At 67.0% G+C, this 25,138-nt stretch carries 10 protein-coding genes and 1 pseudogene; 10 read left to right on the plus strand and 1 reads right to left on the minus strand.

All coding sequences use genetic code 11. The features are described 5' to 3' along the window. Positions 1–6 precede the first annotated feature (6 nt). The 5 genes and pseudogenes from HNP60_RS05230 to HNP60_RS19880 all read left to right on the plus strand — a co-directional run bounded on the left by HNP60_RS05230 (position 7) and on the right by HNP60_RS19880 (position 4,051). Positions 7–435: a c-type cytochrome gene (locus HNP60_RS05230; protein ID WP_184151049.1), complete on the plus strand. Its 429-nt coding sequence runs from the start codon at positions 7–9 to the stop codon at positions 433–435. Next, on the plus strand, positions 432–896 hold the full coding sequence (locus HNP60_RS05235; protein WP_184151052.1) for a hypothetical protein: 465 nt from the start codon (positions 432–434) through the stop codon (positions 894–896). Before HNP60_RS05230 ends, HNP60_RS05235 begins: the two co-directional genes overlap by 4 nt. Before the next feature lie 33 nt (positions 897–929). Then, entirely contained in the window at positions 930–2,543 is a 1,614-nt protein-coding gene (locus HNP60_RS05240; protein ID WP_184151055.1) for a GMC family oxidoreductase, read from the plus strand. A gap of 10 nt (positions 2,544–2,553) precedes the next feature. Continuing rightward, a pseudogene (locus HNP60_RS05245) lies at positions 2,554–3,669 on the plus strand (aldehyde dehydrogenase family protein); the annotation flags it as partial. Between the two features lie 112 nt (positions 3,670–3,781). After that, positions 3,782–4,051, plus strand: coding sequence for an aldehyde dehydrogenase family protein (locus HNP60_RS19880; protein WP_260395012.1), 270 nt, complete (start codon positions 3,782–3,784; stop codon positions 4,049–4,051). A 532-nt stretch (positions 4,052–4,583) separates the two neighbouring features. Here the strand turns inward: HNP60_RS19880 and HNP60_RS05250 are convergent. Beyond that, positions 4,584–5,489 carry a tyrosine-type recombinase/integrase gene (locus tag HNP60_RS05250; protein WP_184151058.1) on the minus strand — a complete coding sequence of 302 codons (906 nt, stop codon included), beginning with the start codon at positions 5,487–5,489 and terminating at the stop codon, positions 4,584–4,586. Positions 5,490–5,715: 226 nt separating this feature from the next. Between HNP60_RS05250 and HNP60_RS05255 the strand changes: the two genes are divergently transcribed. From HNP60_RS05255 to HNP60_RS05275, 5 genes are all read left to right on the plus strand, one after another. Continuing rightward, complete coding sequence (locus tag HNP60_RS05255) at positions 5,716–7,035, plus strand: EAL domain-containing protein (RefSeq protein ID WP_184151061.1); 1,320 nt, start codon at positions 5,716–5,718, stop codon at positions 7,033–7,035. Next, on the plus strand, positions 7,032–7,208 hold the full coding sequence (locus tag HNP60_RS05260) for a hypothetical protein (RefSeq protein ID WP_184151064.1): 177 nt from the start codon (positions 7,032–7,034) through the stop codon (positions 7,206–7,208). The genes HNP60_RS05255 and HNP60_RS05260 overlap by 4 nt, the downstream gene beginning before the upstream one ends. A 451-nt stretch (positions 7,209–7,659) precedes the next feature. After that, entirely contained in the window at positions 7,660–9,444 is a 1,785-nt protein-coding gene (locus HNP60_RS05265; RefSeq protein ID WP_184151067.1) for a ShlB/FhaC/HecB family hemolysin secretion/activation protein, read from the plus strand. A gap of 34 nt (positions 9,445–9,478) precedes the next feature. Further along, positions 9,479–9,919 (plus strand): two-partner secretion domain-containing protein, encoded by a 441-nt coding sequence (locus HNP60_RS05270; RefSeq protein ID WP_184151070.1) that lies wholly within the window; start codon positions 9,479–9,481, stop codon positions 9,917–9,919. Between the two features lies 1 nt (position 9,920). Continuing rightward, positions 9,921–25,070, plus strand: coding sequence for a beta strand repeat-containing protein (locus HNP60_RS05275; protein ID WP_184151073.1), 15,150 nt, complete (start codon positions 9,921–9,923; stop codon positions 25,068–25,070). Positions 25,071–25,138 lie beyond the last annotated feature (68 nt).

A 25,138-nucleotide genomic window follows, 5' to 3' on the forward strand; every position in this document is an offset into this window, starting at 1 on the left:
GGCAGGATGAGCGCTTTGGCAAAAGCGGCTCGCGGCGTCGCTTCACCGTTGCTGGCGGCTGGTCTGCTCCTGGCGGCGATGAGCGGCTGTTCGGAAAAAGCGGCGGAGGCGCCGGCAAAGCCGACGGGCCCCGCCATGATGCCGCAGTCGCAGGTGGTAATGTTCGGCGCCGGGTCCTCGCAGGAGGGCGAACGGCTATATGGCGAAAAATGCGCATTTTGCCATGCCGGGCGCAACACCGGGACGATCATGCTTGGCCGTCGGCTGGATCCCGCTACCGCCGAACTGCACAAGCGCACGGACCTGCAGGCCGATTATGTGAAGGCGGTCGTCCGCAACGGGCTGGTCAACATGCCGCCGCTTTCCCGCGTGGAAGTGTCGGACGAGGAGTTGGACAGGATCGCGGCCAGGTTGGCGCGAAACGGGCGGAAATGATGTGGATCGACCGACGCAGATTGTTGCAGGGGCTCGCCGTGCTGCCGGTGCTCGGCGCGCCGGCGGCGGCTCTGCTCCAACCGCGACTTCGAGACGGTGCCGCGCCGCGGTTCATTGCCGATGCGCGGATGCCGGGCGCCCGGGCGCTGGCGGCAACGGCGGGGGGGCAGGGGCTCCCCTTCGCCGATCCGCAGGGCGAGATCGTGACCTATTTTCTGGGCGAAGGGGCGGCGTGGCTGCGGACGCCCGGGCCGATCGTCGGCCTCACCAGCTATACCGACATGATGCTCATGCGCGATCTGGCGCGACAGGCGGGCAGGCCGCTGTATCACGCGGTGATCGATGACAAGGCCGGGGCTTCGGGGGGTGGGCTGGCGCCGGCTCAGGCCAGGCTGTTGGCGACATTGCGTGACGCCCCCGCCGCGCGCGGGCAGCCGCGCGCCTTCGTCTGGCTTGTCTGAGGCTTGCGATTTTCCAGGGGAGGGTAGAACAGGATGGAAGCCGGGCGTTTTGATTTCATCATCGTGGGCGCGGGATCGGCGGGCGCGGCGCTTGCCAACCGGCTATCGGCTGATCCGGCCAACCGGGTCTTGCTTCTCGAGGCCGGCGGTGAAGCGAAGCATCCCTATGTGCAAATGCCGCTCGGCTTCCTTCAGGCGCTCCGTAACCCCGACCTGACCTGGCAGTTCGCGTCCGAGCCGGAAGCGGCGGTGGACGGAAAGGTCTTTCCCCTGCCGCGAGGGCGCCTGCTGGGCGGCTCCTCGTCGATCAACGGCATGGTGCATTTCCGCGGGCATCCCGCCGATTTCGACGATTGGGCCCGGCTGGGCTGCGAGGGGTGGGGCTATGAAGATGTGCTCCCTTACTTCAAGCGCTCGGAGGATCACTGGAGCGGCGGCAACGCGTGGCGCGGCAAGGGCGGCCCGATCAGCGTTGCGCCGGTCGATACCACCCGACTGATGGCGCAGGAGATCCGCGCCGCGGCGGCGCAGTGCGGCATTGGCTACAATCCCGATTATGACGGCGCGGACCACGAAGGCTGCGCCGACGTGCAGATCGCGATCCGGGATGGGCGGCGCTGCGGATCGGCGCGGGCCTATCTGGACGACATCCGGGGCAAGCGCGCCAATCTGTCCATCGCCACGCGCGCGCATGCGCGGCGCATCCTGTTCGAGGGGCGGCGGGCCATCGGTGTGGAATATGAAGCGGGCGGCGAGATCCAGATCGCGCACGCGGGCCGCGAAGTGGTCCTGAGCGCGGGAACCTATGGCTCGCCGCATCTGCTGATGCTCTCCGGCATCGGCGATGGCGCGGACCTTCGGGCGCATGGCATTGATGTCGTGCTGTCGCTGCCCGGCGTCGGGCGCAATCTCCAGGAGCATGTCCGCCTCGCGCATCAGTATGATGCAACGCCGCCCTACAGTTTCGCGAAGGAACTGCGCTTTGACCGCGCTGCCATGTCCTTCCTGCGCTGGTATCTTTTCGGGACGGGCACCTTCGCCAATCAGATCGCCTCGGCTTGCATTCTCGCCCGCTCGCAAAAGGGGCTGGACCGGCCGGATCTGCAGATCATGGTCAGCCCGGTGCGGGTGGACGCGAATATCTGGTTTCCCGGATTCAAGGCACCCAAGAAGGACTGCTTTTACAACGGCATTTGCTTGCTGCGGCCGCAAAGCCGCGGGCAGGTGAGCTTGCGCGATGCCAGCCCTCACAGCAAGCCGCGCATCGAGCTCAATCTCCTGCAGCATCCCGACGACTGGGCAACGCTCAAGAAGGGCCTGGCGCTATCCCGCCGCATCTACGCGCAGGGCCCGATATCCCGCTATATTGATCGCGAGACGCTGCCGGGGCCGGACGTGCAGACGGAGACGCAGCTTGACGCGATGAAAGCGGAGCTGACCGGCGTGGTCCATCATCCGGTCGGCACCTGCGCGATGGGGCGCGGGCCGGACGCGGTGGTCGATCCCCGATTGCGCGTTCGCGGCATTGAGGGGCTGCGTGTCGCCGACGCCTCCATCATGCCGCTGCTTGTGGGCGCCAATACCAATGCCGCCGCCGTGATGATCGGTGAGAAGGCGGCCGATCTCATTCTTCATAAAACCGCCTGAGGACCCATCCATGGCCGACGCCGAAGCGCCCCGCGACATCCTGTTCGATCGTGCCCGCGCGCGCATTGCCGGACTGAACCGGCATTTCATCGCCGGGCACTGGCAGGCGCAGCAGGACGGCACACGCATCCCTGTCCTCAATCCCGCCGACGAGCGGCAGATCGGCGAGATCGCCGCCGGAACCGCGCATGAAGTGGATGCCGCGGTGAGCGCCGCGCGCGCGGCCTTCGATCATCCCGGCTGGCGTGCCATGTCCGCCGCCCGGCGCGAGCAGTTGCTCCTCCATCTGGCCGATCTCGTCGAGCGGCAGGCGGACGAGATCGCTGCCATGGAGACGCTCGACAATGGCATGCCCTTTGCGCACGCGCGCGGCGCGGTGGCGGGCGCCGTAAGCGCCATCCGCTACAACGCCGGCTGGGTGCGGCGGCTCGGTGGGGAGACCGTGCCCGTCTCCGTTCCGGGCGACTGGCATGGCTATACGACGCGCGATCCGCTGGGCGTCGCCGCGCTCATCGTGCCCTGGAATGCGCCGTTCGCGATCACCTGTTCGAAAGTGTCTGCCGCGCTGGCGGCCGGCTGCACCGTCGTCCTCAAGCCTGCCGAACTGGCGCCCATGACCGGACTGCGGCTTGCCGAACTGGTCGCGGAAGCAGGTTTTCCGGACGGGAGCGTCAACGTCGTCACGGGGCTTGGTTCGGTCGCGGGTGCTGCATTGGTCTCCCATCCCGATGTAGACAAGATATCCTTCACCGGATCGACCGCCACCGGTCAGGGCATCCTGCGCGCAAGCATCACGGACTTGCGGCGCGTGTCGCTGGAACTGGGGGGGAAGTCCGCCGTGCTGGTGATGGAAGACGCCGATCTCCGCAAGGCCGTGCCGGGAGTCGCCATGGGCATTTTCGGCAATAGCGGTCAGGTTTGCGCTGCAGGGTCCCGGCTGTTCGTGGCCGATGCCATCTATGAGCCCTTCATGACAGCGCTCGTCGATTTCGCGCGTGGGCTGAGGGTCGGGCCGGGTATGGCCGAGGGCGTGGCAATGGGACCGCTCATTTCAGCGCAACAGCGTGACCGGGTGCTCGGCTACATCGAGGCCGGCAAACGCGAGGGCGCCGCGTTGGCCTTGGGTGGCGACTGCCCGGACGGGCCCGGCTATTTCGTTAACCCGACCATCTTCGTGGAAGCGCGGGCCGGGCATGAGCATCGTTCGCGAGGAGATTTTCGGGCCGGTCCTGAGTGTCATGCGCTTTGGCGATGCGGACCTCGACGCGCTAGCTCGCGCCGCGAACGACAGCGTCTATGGGCTTTCCGCCTATGTCTGGACGCGCGATCTGGCGGCGACCCATGGCCTCGCGAAGCGGCTGCGTGCCGGATCGGTGAAAGTGAACGGGGCTGGGATGGAGTTCGCCTTGCCGTTCGGCGGCTTCCGCCAGTCCGGACTGGGTCGCGAAAATGGCCGCTATGGCGTGGAAGCGTTCACCGAGACCAAGGCGGTGATGATCGATTACTGAAGCGGGAGCCAAGTCTCTCTGCGTAGAACGATCGGCTCCCCAACGCCCACGGGTGAACCACACGCCTTGCCGCCTGCGATAATCGCCGGGCCTGTTGCTCAATGACGCCGGAGGCTGTAGGGCCCGGGCAAGGCGTGTTCGCCTCCCCACGCTGCCAAACGCCTGAACAAGGCGAGGTGACAGGGTTCGACGCGCCGTTTCCGGGGTCGATGAGCCGCCCATTGGCGGATGATGGCAAGTCATCGGATCGGAGAGGTGTTCACGAAGGTCGGCGGGCCGCTGCAAGCGAGCTCGTATCCAGGGTGAAACGCCACTGACTGTCAGTGAGTTTTTTGACGTCGTCGACCCGGGTTATCATGTATCAAGGAGAGGGCGTTGCGCCGGCGAGGTTCATTCAGGGCCTAGCAGGATGCAGCGATCGGCGCACCGTATATGGCGGGCAGGACATCCCGAGGGGAGCCTGCGGAACGATAAGCCATGCGGTGCGTATGTTGCGGTGCGGTGGGTCGCATCACTGATCCGCAAAATTGGATCATATCGTGCTGCTTATGGAGTAAGAAGTTGATATATTTCGTTTTTCTGTGTTACAGTTTAGCCAAAAGTGTAACAGGCAACAAGACGGAATTGCTCCAGATTGCTCTCTATGCCTGATCGCCGTTGCGAATTTGCCTGATCCGCTCGGCGGGCAGGCCAGTTCACTGGTCGACCCCTTGCCCCCAACGCATGAACCAACATCCTGATAAGGCATGAGGAAATGGGGCGTAAGGCGCACGCTCGCCGGAGTCTCAATACCCGCTGGCGTTGCTTGCACCGTACCCCGTATTACCGACCGTTTCGGACCAGATTGTCCATGCCTGACGCCGCGTTCTGACCGCCCCGACCACAAACGGGAGGCCAGTTCACGCTCTTCCGGGCCCGTGGCGTTGGTATAGATCGCAGTGGTCTTGATATCGGCGTGACCCAGCCAGCGTTGTACAAGATTCAATGGAACGTCCGACTGGATGGCGCGAACCGCGAAACCATGACGAAGGCCCTTGGGTGTCGCGAAACTCCCGGCAATACCGGCTTCCCGCATGATTTGGCAGACATGGCGATACGCCGTCATTCGCGACCAGGGCCAAAGTCTTGGACGTTCCAGGACACCCTGTTTCATCCAGTTGTTCAGACTGACAAGCAATTCCGTCGGCAGGGGAATGGCCCTGTAAACGCGCTTCTGCCTCTTCTTGAGGCAGCGGATGATGACTTGCTTGGATTCGAAGTCAATGCTTTGATCTGTAAGGGAAAGCGCTTCAGATATTCGGCAACCGGTGATCGCCAGTATCCAGCAGAAAGCATATGTAGACGCGGAATGTCTTTTAGCCGACCTCAAAAATGCCTTTATCTCGTTATGTGTTAAATATTTTCTCTGACCATCATTGCTATAAACTGTCCAAGACATACCCGAAAACCTTTTCCTATTAATTCTGCGACGCCGAAATTTTGGCGAGTTATGAAGGTTTGTCGGGAAGTGATGTTACACTTTTGGCTAAACTGTAACAGACTCATCAATGGAGATGGATCGAATCTGGAGGCAATTGATGCCCGGTGCGATCAGGAGATATGGCGAGCCCGGACTGGATAATGTCCGTCTTCTTCGCCGTGGCACGGTGTGTAGCGATAAAGAGGTGGCACGTTTCACGTTGCGGGCCGACAATTTCACCCAGGTCCGGCTTGCTTATGGTGAGGAAGCGGCGGCTCTAGCACTGGACGAGCTTGCGGGGCGCGTGAACCGGCTGCTGCGGGGGAGCGGCAGCGCGACGCCGGAACTTGACGGGCGGGTCGATTGCCGGCTCTCCAGCCTTGCGGCGATGGAAGATGCCGCGTCTGCGGACGCGTGCCGGTCCTGGCTCTGGTCCCTCTGCGCCGCCATGTCATGCCTGCCCGTGGAGGCGGGTGAGGGCAGCGTCCTCCTGTTGCTCTCGGGCGCCTGGGACCTGCCACCGCCTTCCGTCGCGCCGGAGGAGCTACGCGGCATCGCTCCCTGGCAGCATGAAACCGTCGCAGGCGATGCCGATCGCGCGCCGGGTTCCCGGGCCGAGCGCTACCGCGCGGACATGGCGCTCGCGGCGGACTTGATGAGTGCGATTTCGCCCGATGCGGCGGCCCGGCCGGACGCGGACCGTCTCCTGCTGCTTTGGCAGCCGGTCCGCGACGCGCGGGAGCCGGAGGACAGTCTCTATTATGAAGCGCTGTTGCGCGTCGTCGACCGGGATGGCGAGAGGTTGTCGCCCCAGTCGACCCTTGGCGCTTTCGAGCGGCTGGGCCTCTCGCGGGTCCTGGATCATCACATTGTCTCCCGCGTGCTCACCGAGCTGGAGCTGGATCCCGACGTCCGTCTCGGGGTGAACATCTCCGCCTACAGCGCGCGCCGTGACCCCTGGTGGGACGACGTGGCACGGCGGCTGCGGGCGATGCCCTCCGTGGCGCGGCGACTTACCATAGAGATCACCGAGACAGCGGCCCTGCCGGATATTTCGGCTGCGGTGCGCTTCGTCACGTGCATGAAGCGGCTCGGCTGCCATATCGCGCTCGACGATTTCGGCGCGGGCTATGCGTCGATCCGGCATCTGCTCGCGCTCGCGCCGGATGTCGTGAAGATCGACCGGGCATTCCTGCAAAGGGCGACCCTCGATGATCGGGGACGGGGCGTCTTCACGCATCTTGCCGGTCTTGCCGCGTCCCTCGCACCGACCGTCATCGCCGAGGGTGTGGAAACGGAGGATCAGGCGGCGTTGTGCCGGTCCCTGGGCATCGACTGGCAGCAGGGTTATCTCTGGGGTCGGCCGAGCGCGGGGCGCGTCTGGCGGGTTGCGGGCGACTGGAGAAGTGCTGCGGTGCTCGCGCGCCCCAATGCTGCTCACTTCTCCGTAGCGCCTCCCGCGATGCTGCCGGGCGCGTCGCCTGTTTCGGCGGCCTTCATCGGCCCTGCCGGAGCGGGCGCGTGAAGATGGGGCCGCAGGGCATTGGCGCGCCGGTCGCGCCGGCGGCGGCGTCCCCAGCGGGTGACGAGCTTGCGGAAGACTGGCCGGATGGCGCCGGCTTCTTTCGCGGTTTCATTCTGGCCTTGCCGCCGGCTGGCCTGCTCTGGTGGGGTATCATGAAGCTGATTGCACCGTGAAGGATCGGGTGGGGCCGATCATCGCAGGCGCACCGAGACCGAGGGTTCAGGCCCGGGTGGGGAAGGCTGCGCAGCGTGAAAATAAAGGGCATGCAGCCATGCAGCCCATGGAAATTCGATGTTCCTTCGGGGCGCCCCGAAGGCAACGGGGAAGCGGCGATCACCCAACCTCCCACTTGGGCCGCCGCTTCCCATCCCTTGCGCGCTCCGGTGTCCCGCCGGGATGCGTATCCGCGCGTCCGGTCGGCCATCGGCGCCCTTCGGAGGCGACGACCCGGGGGGACAGAGGCGTGATGCTCCTATCTCCAGCCCAATCAACGGGTGCATCACGTCTCGCCTCCGCGGTCGGCGGGGGCAGCGGGAATTGGTCCAAACTGGCGCGGTCTGCGGCCGTGGCCACCCATCGATCTGGTACAGCGCTGTCCGATCCCGGGAATTTCGGAGGGGGATAGTGTTTTTCCACATCATCGGTTCAAAGCGCCTGTCGACTTTCGGTCAGGCGGAGGCGGGAACTTATCTCTGCCGGATCGGCGCGATGGCCCGGCCCGCGCTGGCAGGCCTGGTACTGGCGGCTTGTCCGGCCTTTGCCCAGCAGAGTCCGGCGCCGCCACCCGTGCCCTCCACGCTGGATCCGAACCGGATCCGCGAGAACATCGAGCCGCTGCCGGAGCTGCCGCGCACGCCCCCGCCCTTGCCGGGGCCGGCGAGCGAGCAGCAGGCACCGGAGGCCGCCGCAGCCACGCGGTTCGTCTGGCGGACCATCCGGATCGAGGGGGCGCAGGCGCTGCCGCTCGATCGGCTCATGGCGGAGTGGGGCCATGCCCCAGGCGCCGAGGTGTCCGTGGAAGACGTGTTCCGCTTCGCCAACGCGATCACGCGCCTATATGCGCGGGAAGGCTATCTGCTTTCCTTCGCCGTAGTTCCCCAGCAGCGGATCGAGGAGGGGGATGTGACGATCCGCGTGGTCGAGGGCTTCGTCGAGGCGATCCGCTTCACGGGCGATCCGCTGCCGGGCGGGCCCGGCGGGCCGGTGGCAGCCCTGGCCCACCGCATCATGCGCGCCCGTCCCCTGACCAATGCGGATTTCGAGCGCTATCTGCTGCTCATCAACGATATTCCCGGCGTTCGCGTCGCTGCCACCGTTTCTGCCTCACCTGGGACGCCGGGCGGTTCGGTCGTCACGCTCAACATCAGCCGGGACAAGGCCGCGGCCGAGGTCGGTTACAACAGCTACCTGCCTTCTTCGCTCGACACGCATGTGATCGGCGGGTCGCTCAGCCTGTATGGCACGGTGGCGGCGCGCGACCGCATCCGGATCGACGGATGGAAGAGCGCGCTTGGCGATGCTCATTGGAGCCTCGGTGGCGAATATGCGACGTTCATCGGTACGGACGGGCTCGCGGTCTCGCTATCCGGCTTCTACTCGAACACCGATCCCGTCGCGCCCCTGCTCGAGCTGCTCGATTATCAGGGCAAGGCAATCAATGTGCGGTTGGCGGCTCGCTATCCGCTGATCCGCTCGCGCGTGCGCAATCTGGATGTCGAGTTCGCCGCGAGCCTCGCGAACAGCGAGTCCGATATCCTCGACGTCGCCGAGATGCGGGATCGGCTGCGGACGGTGTCGCTGGGCGTTTCGTACAGCTTCTCCTCGGGCGACCAGTCCTCCACGGCGATCCGGCTGGGGACCGAGCATGGCCTGCGGGTGCTGGATGCGCGCGGCAACAGCCGGGCCAACGGCGTGCCCGATTACATGGTGCTGACCATGGAGGCGCAGCGGCTCCAGCCGATCGGCCGGGCGCTGGGCGGGCAAGTATCTCTCCTGATGGCTGCGCAGGGACAATATGCGAACCGGGGGCCGCTGCTGAGCGCGGCGGAATGCAGTCTTGGCGGTCGGAGGTTCGGGCGGCGCTTCGATTCCGGCGAGGTGACGGGCGATCATTGCCTGCTTGGCAGCATGGAGTTGCGCTGGAGCCTGCCGGTCCGACTGGGCGGCGACGCCCCGGGCGGGCTGCAGCTTTATGGCTTTCTGGACGGCGGCACGCTGCGGCAGAAGGGGGCGCTGCTGCCTGGAGAACGCCGGCAACGCGGCGCCATGTCCGCTGGTGGCGGCGTCCGGATCGAGACGAGCCGGTACATTTCTGGATCATTCGAAGTGAGCCGCGCGCTCACCGCTCCCACCGGTTCGCCGCTGGAGCGGAGCGTGCGCGCGATGGGAAGCGTCTGGCTTCGGTTCTGAGCCGCGCCGGAAGGCAAAGGGCAGTGAGGTGTTCATGGGTGGGGTCGCGATGATGGGCAAGAGGCAGGGCCGCAGCAGCCGCTGGTATCGGGAAGCGAGCATCCTGGCTGCCATCGCGGCGGCAGGCGTGCTGGTCGGGCCGAAGACAGCGCTGGCCGATCCCAGGGGCGGGGCAGTGGTCGCGGGACAGGCGAGCATCGCCGGGGAAGGCAGCGGCCGCCTGCTCGTCACCCAAACGACCGACCGCGCCATCGTGAACTGGGACAGCTTCTCGATCGGTGCTGGCGAGAGCGCCATCTTCCGGCAGCCGGGCGCGCGATCGGTCATCGCCAACCGGGTAACCGGTGCCGATCCCTCGCAGATCCTCGGCTCGATCCAGGCGGACGGGCAGGTCGTGCTCATCAACCGCAACGGCATCCTGTTCGGCAAGACGTCCTCGGTGGATGCGGCCCGGGCTCGTCGCGACAACGCATGACATGAATGACGCTGCCTTCATGGCGGGCGGATCGGTGCTGCGCTTCGAGAATGGCGGGCGATCCGACGCGGAGATCGTCGTCGAAGGCCGGATCAGCGTGCGCGATGCCGGGCTTGCTGCGCTGGTGGCGCCGCATGTGCGCAACAGCGGGCTCATCACTGCCGATCTTGGCCGCGTGGCAATCGGTGCCGCGAAGGGCTTCAGCGTCGATCTGTTCGGGGACGGCCTCATCAGCTTCGCGCCCGGAGACGCGCTTTCCCAAAGCCTGACCGACGCGTCCGGCAATCCCATCGGCGCCCTCATTGAGCAGCAAGGCACTATCACCGCCGCCGGCGGTCGTGTCCTGCTGACCACGAGCGCGGCTCGGGAAATCATCAACGCGTCGGTCAACGTGACCGGAATCGTGCGTGCGGACAGCATCCGCAGCGAAGGCGGCACCATCATTCTCTCCGGCGCCGGCGGCGTCACTGCCAATGGCCTGCTGTCCGCCAGCAGTACCGAAGGGCGCGGCGGCACGATCGCGATCGAGGGTCAGTCAGTGACCCTCGGCGGCGCGATCAATGCATCGGGCGTCTCCGGCGGCGCGGTTACGGTGAGAGCGGAAGGCCTGCTCTCGCTGGCAGACACGGTGCTGGCGACCGGCACGCGCGGCGACGGCGGCATGATCGATTATCGGGCGGCTCGCATCCTGGAGACCGCAACCGGCCGGAGCGATGCATCCGGCCTGGTCGGCGGCGGGACGATCAGCGCGATTGCGAGCGGGAGCCTCGTCACGTCCGGCAGCTATCGGGCCGAGGGCCTCTATGGTGCGGGCGGGCGCATCGACCTGACAGCCAGCGAGGTCACGCTGCTCTCCGCGGGACTCGATGCGCGTGGGCGAACGGTCGGCGGGCTGGTGCGCGTGGGCGGCGCATTTCAGGGTGGCAAGGCACCCGACGCCTCCAAGTCCTATTTCGCCAGCCTGCTGGGGCGCTGGGGCGACCTGCCTGCCCTTGCCAGTGCCGGCAGCCTGCTCGTCGGCAGTGGCAGCACGATCGATGTTTCCTCCGCGCGCGGCGCGGGTGGCACGGCCATCCTCTGGTCGCAGGACCGCACCACGTTCCTGGGCGGCATCGATGCGCGCGGCGCGTCCGGCGGATCGGTCGAGATATCCTCGGCGGGCGATCTGCGCCAGGCGGCGCTCGATGGCGTTCAAACCGGGGCGGGCGGTCACCTGCTGCTCGATCCCAAAAACATCGTGATCGGCACGGTCGACGATGTGGAGAGCTGGCAATATGCCGGTGTGCTCGGTGCCGTCTATTCCGGGAGCAGCAACCCACCGGAACTGGCCGATAGCGTTCCGGCAGCGCTGGATACGTTCGATTCCTTTGGCGAGGCGGTGGCGCTCAACGACGATGGAACGCGCATGGCGGTCGGCGCCAGCGGCGATGATGGTGCGGCCAACCAGTTGACCGGTTCCGGCGCCGTCTATCTGTTCAGCTTTGCCGATGGCAACTTCTCGAACGGCACGCTCAGCGGCATCATCGGCAAGGGCTACAGCGGTGGCAAGAATGTCGATGTCGCTTTGCTCGCGGGATCGGATGCCTTCGGCAATTCGGTGGCCCTGAACGCAGCTGGAGATCGGCTGGCAGTCGGCGCAACTGGGGACGATGGGCTTGCGGAGGATGCCAGTGGCTCCGGAGCGGTCCATCTGTTCAGCTTCGCCGATACCAGCTTTTCGGGCGGCGCGTTGATCGGTACGATCGGCCGGGGCTATGCCGGCGCGGGCAATATCAACATCGCCGCGGAGGCAGGTGACGGCTTTGGCCGATCTGTCGCGTTGAACGGCGCCGGTGACCTGCTCGCCGTAGGCGCCTGGAATGACAGCGGCGCAGGCAACGTCGCCAATAAGTCCGGCGCGGTCTATCTCTTCACGTTCGACGATACGAGTTTCGGCGGCGGCGCTCACAGCGGGACCATCGGCTATGGCTATGCAGGCTCCGGCGATCTGGCTCTCACGCTCGACATCGGCGATTATCTCGGTGTCTCCGTCGCGCTGAACGATGCGGGCGACCGCCTCGCCGTGGGCGCGCATGGCGATGCGGGCTTTGGCAACAGCGCCGCCACCAGCGGCGCGGTCCATGTCATCGGCTTTTCTGACACGAGTTTTGGCGGCGCTACTCATCTTGGCACCATCGGCAAGGGTTATGTGGGCGCTGGCGATACTGATGCCACCGTCGTCGCCGGGGGCGACCAGTTCGGCTATTCGGTCGCGCTGAGCGCGGACGGTACGCGCCTCGCGGTGGGCGCGGTGACCGATAACGGCAGCACGAACAACATGGCGTCCGCGGGAGCAGTGCACCTCTTCACTTTCGCCAACGGCAACATGGCGAATGGCACGCATGCCGGCCTCATCGGCAAGGGCTATACCGGCGGCAAGAATATCGATGTCGCGGAGATCGAGGCGAGCGACTTGTTGGGCTTTGGTGTCGCGCTGAACGGCGCTGGCGATCGTCTGGCGGTCGGCAGCTATGGCGATGATGGCGGCACCAACGCCGCGAGCGGGGCGGGCGCTGTCTATCTCTTCGGCTTTTCGGACACGGCCTTCTCGGGCGGCGCTGTCCGGGGCGTGCTGGGCCGGGATGTCTGGCGGACCGGTGACATCAACGTCTCGGCGCTCGGCAGTGCGGACAGCTTCGGCGTCACAGCTGCGCTGAACGGCGTGGGGGACCGGATGGTGATCGGCGCCTGGGCGGACCGAGGAGCGGACGATCTGACGTCCGGTGCCGGCGCGGCCTATCTGTTCAGCTTCACGGACGGAAATTTCTCGGGCGGAACGCTCACCGGCATCATCGGCAAGGGCTATTCGGGCGGCAAGAATGTCGATGTGCCGGGGCTGGAGCTCAATGACTGGTTCGGCAGCGGCGTTGCGCTCAACGATGCCGGTGATCGCCTGGCTGTCGGTGCACTGGGAGACGATGGCGGCAGCACCTCGAACAGTGGCGCAGTCTATCTGTTCACTTTCTCCGATGGCGATTTCTCGGGTGGGACGCATGTCGCCACTGCGGGCAAGGGCTATGGGATCGACCTGCCGGATCTCGCCATGAGCGACCAGCTCGGCGTTTCCGTGGCGCTGAATGCGGCCGGCGACCTTCTGGCCGCCGGTGCGATCGGGGACAGGGGCGCAACTGACAGCCTATCCGGCGCCGGCGCCGTCTACCTCATCAGTTTCGCCGATACGGATTTTCAGGGCGGTGCTCTCGCCGGTGTGGTGGGGGCTGGCTATGCAGGGGGCGGCAACGTGGCTGCGCCGCTGGCCTCGTCCGATCAGTTCGGCGTCTCCGTGGCCTTGAACGGCGCGGGCGATCGTCTCGCTGTCGGCGCTATCGGCGATGGCGGCAACGGGGAAATCGCCGGGGCCTCCGGCGCTGTGCATCTGTTCAGCTTCACCGGCCCGGGCTTCTCGGGCGGGAGCCACACCGGCACGGTCGGCAAGGGCTATACCGGCACGGGCAACGTGAACGTCAGCGCGCTGGATGCCAGCGACCAGTTCGGGCGCGGCGTGGCCCTCAACAACATCGGGGATCGGCTCGCCATTGGTTCCGTGGGTGACGGGGGCAGCGGCAACACTGCCGCCAGTTCGGGTGCCGTCTATCTGCTGAGCTTTGCCGACGGCAACTTCTCCACAGGCTCGGTCTCGGGCACGATCGGCAAGGGCTATACGGGCGGCAACAGCCTGTCCCTTGCCCAGCTGGGCGCCAGCGACCTGTTCGGCACGTCGGTCGCCATGAATGCAGCCGGTGACAGGCTGGTGGTGGGGGCGACCAATGACGCCGGCTATAGCAATCGCGCGTCCGCCACGGGCGCGGCTTATCTGTTCCGCTTTGCCGATACCGATTTCTACGGCGGCCGCCTGGTGGGCACCGTGGGCAAAGGCTACACCCAAACGGCCGATGTCGCACTGAACACGACGCCGGATGCCGCCGAGCAGTTCGGGATTTCGGTGGCCCTGAACGGCGCTGGCGATCGGCTCGCTGTCGGGGCTTTCGCCGATACCGGCGCGGCGGGCGGGATGAGCACTGTCGGCGCGGTCTATCTGTTCAGCTTCAGCGACGACCAGTTCTCGAACGGCGTTCTCGAAGGCCTGATCGGCAAGGGCTACACAGGCGGCAAGAATCTGAACGTCTCGGCGCTGGAAAGTGGCGATGGCTTCGGTTTCTCGGTGGCCCTGAACGATGCCGGCGACCGACTGGCAGTAGGCGCCTGGGGCGACGATGGGTTCGCCAACGGCAATGCGGGTTCGGGCGCGACCTATCTGTTCGGGTTCGCCGATTATGCCTTCAGTGGAGGGACGCGTCTCGGGACGATCGGCTCGGGCTATGTCGGGGCGGGCGATTACAACCTGACGCTGGGCGGCTCTGACGCCTTCGGGAGTTCCATCGCACTGAACGGCTCGGGGAATCGCCTGGCCGTTGGCGCCTATCAGGATGACGGGGCCACCAACACGGTCGCTGATGCCGGGGCGGTCTATCTCTTCACCTTCGCTGACCAGGATTTCGGCGGGGCGGTGCATGCCGCGACGGTCGGGAGCGGCTATAGCGGTGCGAGCGGCGGTCCCACGCTGGAAGCGAGTGATTATTTCGGCATCTCGGTTGCCCTGAATGGTGCCGGTGACCGGCTTGCGGTCGGCGCCACCGGAGACGACGGCGCTGGCAATGCGGCGGATGGCTCCGGCGCCGTCCATCTGTTCACCTTCACCAGCAATGCCTTCACCGGAGGCGCCTATGCCGGGGCGATCGGCAGCGGCTACAATGGTGGCAGGAGCATCGGCCTCGCCTCTCTCGAAGCGGGCGACCAGTTCGGCCGCTCGGTCGCGCTGGATGGCAACGGCGACTATCTGGCGGCCGGCGCCAATCGGGATGATGGCGCCGGCAATATCGTCAGCAACGCCGGGGCGGTGTATCTGCTCAATTTCGCGGATACGAGCTTCACCGGCGGGGCGCACAAGGGCACCATCGGCGTCGGCTATACCGGCCTGTGGGACCAGGCGGTTGCCCTTGATGCTGACGACAATCTCGGCGTCTCGGTCGCCCTGAGCGCCAACGGCCTGCGCATGGCGGCCGGCGCCAACGGGGACGATGGCGGCAGCAACGCGAGCAGCAACAGCGGCGCGGTCCATCTGTTCTCGACGGAACTCGTATCGGGCTGGACTTACGCCGACTATCCCGGCGCCACGGTGAATATCTCCGCCACGTCGCTCGCGGCCCTGCTGGCGACCGGCACCAACCTGACGCTCCAGGCCTCGAACGACATCAGCTTGACTGCGGCGCTCTCGGTGAACAATCCGCTGGGCGATGGCGGCGACCTCACGCTGCAAGCCGGCCGCAGCATCCTTCTCAACGCCAGCATCACGACGGATAATGGCGACTTGTCGCTCATCGGGAACGACCGGCTCGCGAACGGCGTCGTCGATGCCTATCGGGACAGCGGCAATGCCGTCATCACGATGGCAAGCGGCGTCTCGATCAACGCAGGAAGCGGCGCGGTATCGATCGACCTGCGGGACGGCGCAGGCAAGTCGAACAGCGGCAGCGGCGACATCACGCTGCGCGCGATCACCGCCGGCTCGCTGGACGTGACCAACAGCGGCAGTGCCGGAGACATACTGCTGCAGGGCAATATCGCCACGAGCGGCGCGCAGGACTATCTGTCCGAGCGCGATCTGAAGCTGGCGAGCAGCGTGAGCCTGACGGTGACCGGGGCTGCCACGCTCAGCATCGATGCCGCGCGGCAAGTGCTGTTGCAGACGGGCTCGAAGATCGAGAACAGCTTCAGCGGCAATCTCACGCCGTTCGATGCCGTGGCCATCTCGTCGAACCGCCGCAGCGTGCAGGCGGCTGGCGCGCTCGCCGGAATCCAGCTTGAGGGTGGCGCCATCATCAGGACCGCCGCCGGCGGCGCGGGGGCCATCGACATCTCCGCCCGGGGCGGGACGGACGACAGCCGCGGCATCAATCTGATCGGCGGCTCGAAGATCGAAGCGCTCGGTGCGGGTGCGATCACGCTGCATGGCACGGGCGGCTCCGGGGCGGGCACCACCAACTACGGCGTCTTCCTCACGCAATCCTCCGAGATCACGGCGGCGAATGGGGATATCGACGTCACGGGCGAGGCTGTGGGAACAGGGCCGGCACCGGGGCTATTCGTCTTCAACGGGTCGCTCCTGCGCACGACCGGCACCGGGAACATCGATCTCACCGGCAGCGCGTCGGGGGCCGGAGCGGGCGTCTGGATCTCCTCCAGTTCCGCGAGTGTTCGCGCCGCGTCCGGCGCCATCATCATCACGGCGAGCAGTGCGCCGGGCGGCGCCTCGGACTTCGAGATCGTTTCGGGCGGGCTGCTCGGCGTCGCCGGCACCACCGACATCACGATCAATGCAGACACGGTTTCGTTCGCCGGTGCGGTGTCCGGCAGTGGTGTCCTGACCATCCAGCCCCGCACCTCGGGCCGCACCATCGGCCTCGGCGCCGGGGCGGGCGACCTGTCGCTGAGTGCTGCCTCGCTCGCCAATATCCAGAACGGCTTTACCGGCATCCTGATCGGCAAAGCGGATGCCGGGGCGATGACAGTCGGCACTGGCCTCTCCGCGTTCAGCGACAATCTTCATCTGCTGAGCGCCGGCGCGCTCGCCATCAACGGCGCGCTCAGCGTCGGCAGCAACCGCCTCACGCTGGAGACGGCCGGAGGGGGCACGCAATCCGAAGCGATCACCGCCGGGCAGCTTCTGTTGCTGGGGACGGGCGCCGACTACACGCTCGGATATGGCGGCAATGCCGTGGGCACGCTGGCGGCCAATCTCGGCACGGGGGATGCCGTGGTCACCAGCGGCGCGGCTGCCAATCTGGTCGTCGGGACTGTCGGCAGCACCACCGGCGTCACGGCCGCATCGCTCGTGCTCACCACCACCAACGCGGCAGCGGACATCGCAATCAACAATGCCGTCACGACCAGCGGCGCGCAGGACTATGTCTCCGAGCGCGATGTCCAGCTGGCTGCGGGGACGGCGCTGACGGTTTCAGGCGCCGCCACGCTCAGCATCGATGCCGCGCGGCAAGTGAGCCTCGGCGCCGCCTCGACGATCGAGAACAGCTATGCGAGCGATCTCACATCATTCGACGCCATATCGATCATGGGCAACCGGCGCACGATCGCGGACGCGGGCAATCTTTCCGGCGTGGAGATGGCTGCCGGATCGGTCGTCCGGACGGCTGCGGGCGGCGCCGGCAACATCGTCCTCTCAGGCCGTGGCGGCGCGGTTCTCGGCCACGGCATCGCCATGGCCACCACGGCCACGGTCCAGTCCCTCGGCGCGGGGAATGTCACGCTCACCGGAGAAGCGGTGAACAGCACGAGCAACTATTCGGGCGTTTATCTGAGCGGCGGCAGCGGCATTTCGTCCAATCTGGGGGACATAGAGGTCACGGCGCTGGCCTCAGGCGCCGCCGGCAATTTCCCGGCGCTCTATCTTTTGGGCGGCGTCGGAGCCTCCATCCAGTCTTCCGGCGGCGACATCACGCTCCAGGGGACACGGCAGACCGGCGACGGCGAAGGGGTCTGGATCGGGCTCACGGGCGCGCTGGTCCAGACAAGCACGGGCGATATCAGCATCATCGGTGCGTCCGCCAACGCGGCTCGCGACGCGGTGCGCATCGCGGGGGCAGGGCAGGTCCTGACCTCGGCCGGTGGCGACATCGCCATAACGGGAACGGCGGCGGGCGGCGGCGCCGGGCGGGACATCGGCACGCTCTCTACCTCCCTGCTCGGTGGGGCCGGCACTGGCGACATCACCCTGAATGCCGACACCATCGGTCTTGCGGGCACAACGACGGGCGCCGGCATCCTCACCTTCCAGCCGCGCACCGGCGGGCGCCTGATCGGCATCGGCGCCACCGGGAGCGAACTGGTGATCTCCGCGGCGACGCTCGCGACAGTGACGGACGGCTTTGCAGAGATCGTGATCGGCAACAGCACCGCCGGGGCGATCAGCGTCGGCAGTGGCCTTGCGACGTTCCAGGATCATCTGCGGCTTGTCGGGAGCGGCGGGCTTGCCGTCGGCAGCGCGCTGAACGTCGGTACAAACCGGCTGACGCTGGATGTCGCGGGTGCGACGAGCCAGAGCGCCGCGATCACCGCAGCCCAGCTCCTGCTGCTGAATGCGACGGGCGCCTACACCCTCACAAATGCCGGCAACGCCATCGGCACGCTGGCGGCCGACACCGGCACGATCGCCCTGACCCATGGCGGCGCGGGCGATCTCATCGTGGGCACCGTCGGCATGCAGGCCGGCATCGCCGCCACAAGTGCCGCGCTCACCACGACTGCGGCAAGCGCCACGCTGCAGATCGAGGAGGACGTCACGACCAGCGGCGCGCAGAGCTACACCGCCACGCTAGGCGACATCAGCGCGGCGAGCGGGGTCCATCTGCTGGTCAGCGGCAAGGCCGCCCTCACCATGACGGCGGGGACACAGATCACGCTGACCGGCGCCACGATCGACAACAGCTATGCCGGCGACGCGGATTCCTTCGACGCTATCGTCCTGCGGGCCAATGACGATGGCACGTCCTTCTCTGCCGCGGGCAGCAACCATGGCGTCCTGCTCGACGCAGGCGCGCTGGTCAGGACGGCCGCAGGGGGCGGCGGCACTATCGATATCTTCGGGCGCGCCGGAGAAGGCAGCGCCACGGCCATCGGCGTGCAGATCAACTTCAGCGTGGTGGAGTCCCTCGGCGCGGGCACGCTCACGATCGAGGGACATGGCGGCGCCGGCACCGCAGGCAGCAGCCGGCATGGCGTCCTGATCCATGACGCGCCGACCGGAGCGAATGGCGGCTCGCGGATCGAGAGCCATCTCGGCGATATCCTCATCACTGGCACCGGCGGCGCCGCGACCAGCGGAGCCAGCAATTACGGCGTCGCGATCGTCCATAATTCGAAGATTCTGTCCACCGGGACGGGCGCGGATGCCGCGCGGATAACGATCTCCGGCACGGGCGGCGGCACCGGCGCCTCTTATGACAATGTCGGCGTACGGATATCGTCGGCCGCGACCCGCATCGAAAGCATCGATGGCGATATCGAGATCACCGGTCGGGGCGGTGTGAATGCCGAGGGTACGACGAGCGGCAACCAGGGCATCCTGATGGCCGGCGGCGCGGTCATCCAGTCGACCGGCCTCGGCGCCAATGCCGCGGCGATCAGCCTGGATGGCCTGGGCGGCGGCAAGGGCGCGTCGGGCGCCAATGCAGGCGTGCTGGTGACCGGGGCCAACACCGCGATCCTCTCCGCTGATGGCGCTATCGATCTCCTCGGCACCGGCGGGGCGAGCGCGGAGGGGAGCGAGAACCATGGCATTGCCTTGTCCGCCGCGGCCTATGTCGCATCCTCGGGCACCGCTGCCGTCACGCTCACGGGGCAGGGCGGCGGCAAGGCCACATCCGCTTCGGCCACCAATATCGGCATCTATCTCTCCAGTGCCGGCACCTACGTGGAGAGCGAGCGCGGCGATATCGCGCTGACCGGGACGGGCGGCGCGGGCGCCGATGGCATCGATGCGAGCCATTACGGCATCCAGATCGGCAGCGGCACGCAGGTGCGCTCAACCGGGACCGGGGCAGACGCGGCGGCGATCCTCCTGACCGGCACGGGCGGCTCGGGCACCGGCAACAAGCGGATCGGCGTCTATCTCAATGCGGAACAGGCCGTGCTCAGCGATGCCGGCGCCGCGACGATCATCGCCCGGGGCGGCAGCGGAACCGAAGGCACCGGCAATGATGGTCTCTATGTATCCGGCACCGGCCCGAAAATCGCGAGTGGCGGCGGGGAGATCGTGGTCGATGCGGCCAAAGGCGGCGCCGCCGGCAAGGACTTCAACAATCTCACCGGCAGCCTGGCCGTGGAGACCGCGTCCGGCCGCTGGATCTTCTATCTGGGCGATCCCGCCGACAGCAGCTTCAGCGGCCTTGCCAGCGGCAGTCTACCGGTCTGGGGCGCCAACCGGCTCACCTTGGCGCCGGCCTCCGTCCCTGCGGGCAATCGCTACGTGTTCGTGCACCAGCCTACGCTCTCCGTGGCGAGCGCTTTCAGCGACACCAAGACCTATGGCGATGTCTACACATTCCCGACCGCCGTGCTGGATACGCATTACACGCTGTCGGGGCTGGTCGCTGCCTCCGGCTATGGCAATGTGTGGCTGCAGGAGACGACGGCGAATATCGGCCTCTCCGGCGCGCCGCTGCTCTCTTCCGCCGGAAGCGTCGCGGATGCTGATGTCGCGGGCTCGCCTTATGATGTGGACTTTGCGATCGGGACCCTTGCCAACACCGCAGGCTATCTCTTCGCGACGCCAACCTCATCCGGTACGCTCACCCTGGCTGCCAAGCTGCTGAGCCTGACCGGGGTGGTTGCGGCGGACAGGGCCTATGATGGTGGGACGGTGGCCGACCTGTCTGGTGGGGCTCTGGTGGGTGTCGTCAACAGCGATGATGTGAGCTTCACCGCGGGGACTGGTGCCTTCGCGGACAAGGACGTCGGCACCTGGCCGGTGACGGCCAGCGGCTATGGCTTGGCCGGTGCCGACGCCGGCAACTATACGCTCGCACAGCCGAGCATCACCGATGCTTCGATCTCGGCCAGGCTCCTCAGCTTGACCGGCGTAGTCGCGGCGGATCGTGACTATGACGGCAGCACGCTGGCTGACCTCTCCGGCGGGACTTTGGTCGGGGTAGTGAACAGCGAGGATGTGAGCTTCACCGCTGGCACGGGCAGCTTCGCGGACAAGGACGTCGGCACCTGGGCGGTGACGGCCAGCGGCTATGGCCTGGCCGGTGCCGATGCGGGCAACTACACGCTGGCGCAACCGGTGGTGGCCGATGCCAGCATCTCGGCGAAGCTGCTGAGCCTGACTGGGGTGGTCGCAGCCGACCGCGCCTATGACGGTAGCACCGTGGCCGACCTCTCGGGCGGCACGCTGGTCGGGGTGGTGAACAGCGAGGATGTGAGCTTCACGGCCGGCACCGGTAGCTTCGCGGACAAGGACGTCGGGACGTGGGCGGTGACCGCCAGCGGCTATAGTCTCGCCGGGGCCGATGCGGGCAACTACACGCTGGCCCAGCCGAGCATCGCCGATGCTTCGATCTCGGCGAAGCTGCTGAGCCTGACTGGGGTGGTCGCAGCCGACCGGGCTTATGACGGCAGCACGCTGGCTGACCTGTCCGGCGGCACGCTGGTTGGTGTCGTGAACAGTGAGGCTGTGAGCTTCACAGCGGGGACTGGCGCCTTCGCGGACAAGGACGTCGGCACCTGGGCCGTGACGGCCAGCGGCTATGGCCTCGCTGGTGCCGATGCGGGCAACTACACGCTGGCGCAGCCGGTGGTGGCCGATGCCAGCATCTCGGCGAAGCTGCTGAGCCTGACTGGGGTGGTCGCAGCCGACCGCGCCTATGACGGCAGCACGCTGGCTGACCTCTCCGGCGGTACGCTGGTCGGGGTGGTGAACAGCGAGGATGTGAGCTTCACGGCCGGCACCGGTGCCTTCGCGGACAAGGACGTCGGCACCTGGGCCGTGACAGCGAGCGGCTATGGCCTCGCGGGCAGCGAAGCCGGGAACTACACACTGGCGCAACCGGTGGTGGCGGACGCCATCATCTCGGCGAAGCTGCTGAGCTTGACCGGCGTCGTCGCGGCGGACCGGGCTTATGACGGCAGCACCGTGGCTGACCTTACGGGCGGCACTTTGGTCGGTGTGGTGAACAGCGAGGATGTGAGCTTCACGGCCGGCACCGGTAGCTTCGCGGATAAGGACGTCGGCACCTGGGCAGTGACTGCCAGCGGCTATGGCTTGGCCGGTGCCGATGCGGGCAACTATACGCTGGCGCAGCCGGTGGTGGCGAACGCGTCGATCAGCGCCAAGCTGCTGAGCCTGACTGGGGTGGTCGCAGCCGACCGGGCCTATGACGGCAGCACGCTGGCTGACCTCTCCGGCGGCACTTTGGTTGGTGTCGTGAACAGTGAGGATGTGAGCTTCACAGCGGGGACTGGCGCCTTCGCGGACAAGGACGTCGGCACCTGGGCCGTGACAGCGAGCGGCTATGGCCTCGCTGGCGCCGATGCCGGGAACTATACGTTGGCCCAGCCGAGCATCGCCGATGCTTCGATCTCGGCCAAGCTGCTGAGCCTGACCGGGGTAGTCGCAGCCGACCGGGCCTATGATGGCAGCACGTTGGCCGATCTCTCCGGCGGCACTTTGGTCGGTGTCGTGAACAGCGAGGATGTGAGCTTCACCGCCGGGACCGGCGCCTTCGCGGACAAGGATGTCGGCACATGGGCGGTGACAGCGAGCGGCTACGGCCTCGCGGGCACCGATGCCGGCAACTATACGCTGGCGCAGCCGGTGGTGGCCGATGCTAGCATCTCGGTCAAGCTGCTGAGCCTGACCGGGGTAGTCGCAGCCGACCGCGCCTATGACGGCAGCACCGTGGCGGACCTGTCCGGCGGTACGCTGGTTGGCGTGGTCGGCAGCGAGGATGTGAGCTTCACCGCCGGCACGGGCAGCTTTGCGGACAAGGACGTCGGCACTTGGGCGGTGACGGCGAGCGGCTATGGGCTCGGGGGGAGCGATGCGGGCAACTACACCCTGGCGCAGCCTCTTGTGGCGAACGCGTCGATCAGCGCCAAGCTGCTGAGCTTGACCGGCGTGGTCGCGGCGGATCGTGCTTATGACGGCAGCACCGTGGCTGACCTTACGGGCGGCACTTTGGTCGGTGTGGTGAACAGCGAGGATGTGAGCTTCACGGCCGGCACGGGCAGCTTTGCGGACAAGGATGTCGGGACCTGGACGGTGACGGCGAGCGGCTATGGCCTCGCCGGGGCCGATGCCGGGAACTACACGCTGGCACAGCCGGCGGTGGCGGATGCTTCGATCTCGGCCAAGCTCCTCAGCCTCACCGGGGTGGTGGCGGCGGATCGGGATTATGATGGTAGCACATTGGCGGCGCTCTCCGGCGGCACGCTGGTCGGCGTGGTCGGCAGCGAGGATGTGAACTTCACGGCCGGCACCGGTAGCTTTGCGGACAAGGACGTCGGCACCTGGGCGGTGACGGCGAGCGGCTACGGGCTCACCGGTGCCGATGCGGGCAACTACACGCTGGCGCAACCGGTGGTGGCGGATGCCAGCATCTCGGCCAAGCTGCTGAGCCTGACCGGTGTGGTCGCAGCGGACCGCGACTATGACGGCAGCACGCTGGCTGACCTCTCTGGCGGCACGCTGGTCGGTGTCGTGAACAGTGAGGATGTGAACTTCACGGCCGGCACGGGCAGCTTTGCGGACAAGGACGTCGGCACCTGGGCCGTGACGGCCAGCGGCTATGGCCTGGCCGGTGCCGATGCGGGCAACTACACGCTGGCGCAACCGGTGGTGGCCGATGCCAGCATCTCGGCGAAGCTGCTGAGCCTGACTGGGGTGGTCGCAGCCGACCGCGCCTATGACGGCAGCACGCTGGCTGACCTCTCCGGCGGTACGCTGGTCGGGGTGGTGAACAGCGAGGATGTGAGCTTCACGGCCGGCACCGGTAGCTTCGCGGACAAGGACGTCGGGACGTGGGCGGTGACCGCCAGCGGCTATAGTCTCGCGGGGGCCGATGCGGGCAACTACACGCTGGCCCAGCCGAGCATCGCCGATGCTTCGATCTCGGCGAAGCTGCTGAGCCTGACCGGTGTGGTCGCAGCCGACCGGGCCTATGACGGCAGCACGCTGGCCGATCTCTTCGGCGGCACGCTGGTTGGTGTCGTGAACAGTGAGGATGTGAGCTTCACAGCGGGGACTGGCGCCTTCGCGGACAAGGACGTCGGCACCTGGGCCGTGACAGCGAGCGGCTATGGCCTCGCTGGTGCCGATGCGGGCAACTACACGCTGGCGCAACCGAGCGTGGTCAACCTTGCGACGATCCATCGCCTTGCCCAGGTCGTCTGGACCGGGGGCGGGGACGGGATCAACTGGTTCGATGCCGCGAACTGGAGCGGGGGCGCGGTGCCGGACGGGGCGAATGTCGCCCGGGTCGTCCTGCCTGCCAATGTGAGCGTGACGTTCGATCCGGGGCGGACGAGCGGCGGTGCCCATGGCGGGCCGGTCTCGATCGACTGGCTGGATACCAGCCCCGATGCCGACAGCGTTCCAAGCGCGACGGATACGACCTTCTCGATGCTGGGGGGGAGCCTGAGCGTCGCCCGCGGTCTGACGGTGGACACATTAGGACAGTATGGCGGCGCCATCCTGGGCACGGGCGCGATCACGGTGCTCGACAGTTTCGCGCAGAGTGCCGGGTCGATCTCGGTCGGTGGTGATGTCTCGATTAATCAAGGGCTTGGCGATCTTTCCTTCGTGTCTATCTCCGGCAGAAATCTCGATCTTCGCGCTGCCGGTTCGGTGCTTGCGGGCGCGCTGACGTCGATCGGTGACACGACAGTTAGCGCGGGCTCCAGAGTGGCGCTCGGCGGACCGACGATCGTGGGCGGAACGCTGACCATCCATGCCGGTCCCGGCGCGTTCGACGGCATTTCGCAGGGCCTGCCCGTGACGGTTGGCGGCGATCTGCTGATCTCCGGCAATGGGCCCATCACGCTCGACAATCCGGCCAATCATGTCGGCGGCATCATTCGCTGCGCGTCGAACGGCGGGTGGCCGCGGATCGGCGGGGTCTGCGGCGCCGGCGGCGGGGCAGGGGCGTCCGGGCGGCAGGCCGATGATCTGGTCAGCCGCTCGCTGTCCGTCGGGACGGCGGGCGACGGCGTCTTCGCCGATGGGGGCGGGCAGGGGGCAGGTCCGGCCTTCGCGCCGTGGCGCGGCGGATCAGGCGCGGCTTCACGCGGGGGCGGCGGCTCGGCCGGTCTCATGGCCGGGGCGCAGGCCGGCGGTCTGGAGACTGTCGCGGCATCCTTCGTGCTGGAAGGCGGTGCTCGTCTGGTGCTGCGCAACCTGCTGGGCGCGGCCGGACGGGGCGGATCGCTTTATGTCACGGCGGATCTGGATGGCGACGATGAGGACACGCCGCATCGCTATCGGCGCATCGTCCCGCGCACCAACCCCGGCCCGGAGGTCTATTATGTCGGCAATTGATCGCGCGCGCCGGGGGAGGGGTGGGATGCCTGGGGATTCGAGCCGTCGCGCGGCATGCGGCGCCGCTG

The organism is Sphingobium lignivorans (genome assembly GCF_014203955.1).
Taxonomy (GTDB): Bacteria; Pseudomonadota; Alphaproteobacteria; order Sphingomonadales; family Sphingomonadaceae; genus Sphingobium; species Sphingobium lignivorans.

Bases quoted from the DNA above. Each gene is read 5' to 3' on its own strand.
- HNP60_RS05230 (WP_184151049.1), top strand. From the start codon at position 7: ATGAGCGCTTTGGCAAAAGCGGCTCGCGGCGTCGCTTCACCGTTGCTG.
- HNP60_RS19880 (WP_260395012.1), top strand. From the start codon at position 3,782: ATGCGCTTTGGCGATGCGGACCTCGACGCGCTAGCTCGCGCCGCGAAC.
- HNP60_RS05235 (WP_184151052.1), top strand. From the start codon at position 432: ATGATGTGGATCGACCGACGCAGATTGTTGCAGGGGCTCGCCGTGCTG.
- HNP60_RS05270 (WP_184151070.1), top strand. From the start codon at position 9,479: ATGGGTGGGGTCGCGATGATGGGCAAGAGGCAGGGCCGCAGCAGCCGC.
- HNP60_RS05240 (WP_184151055.1), top strand. From the start codon at position 930: ATGGAAGCCGGGCGTTTTGATTTCATCATCGTGGGCGCGGGATCGGCG.
- HNP60_RS05275 (WP_184151073.1), top strand. From the start codon at position 9,921: ATGAATGACGCTGCCTTCATGGCGGGCGGATCGGTGCTGCGCTTCGAG.
- HNP60_RS05250 (WP_184151058.1), bottom strand. From the start codon at position 5,489: ATGTCTTGGACAGTTTATAGCAATGATGGTCAGAGAAAATATTTAACA.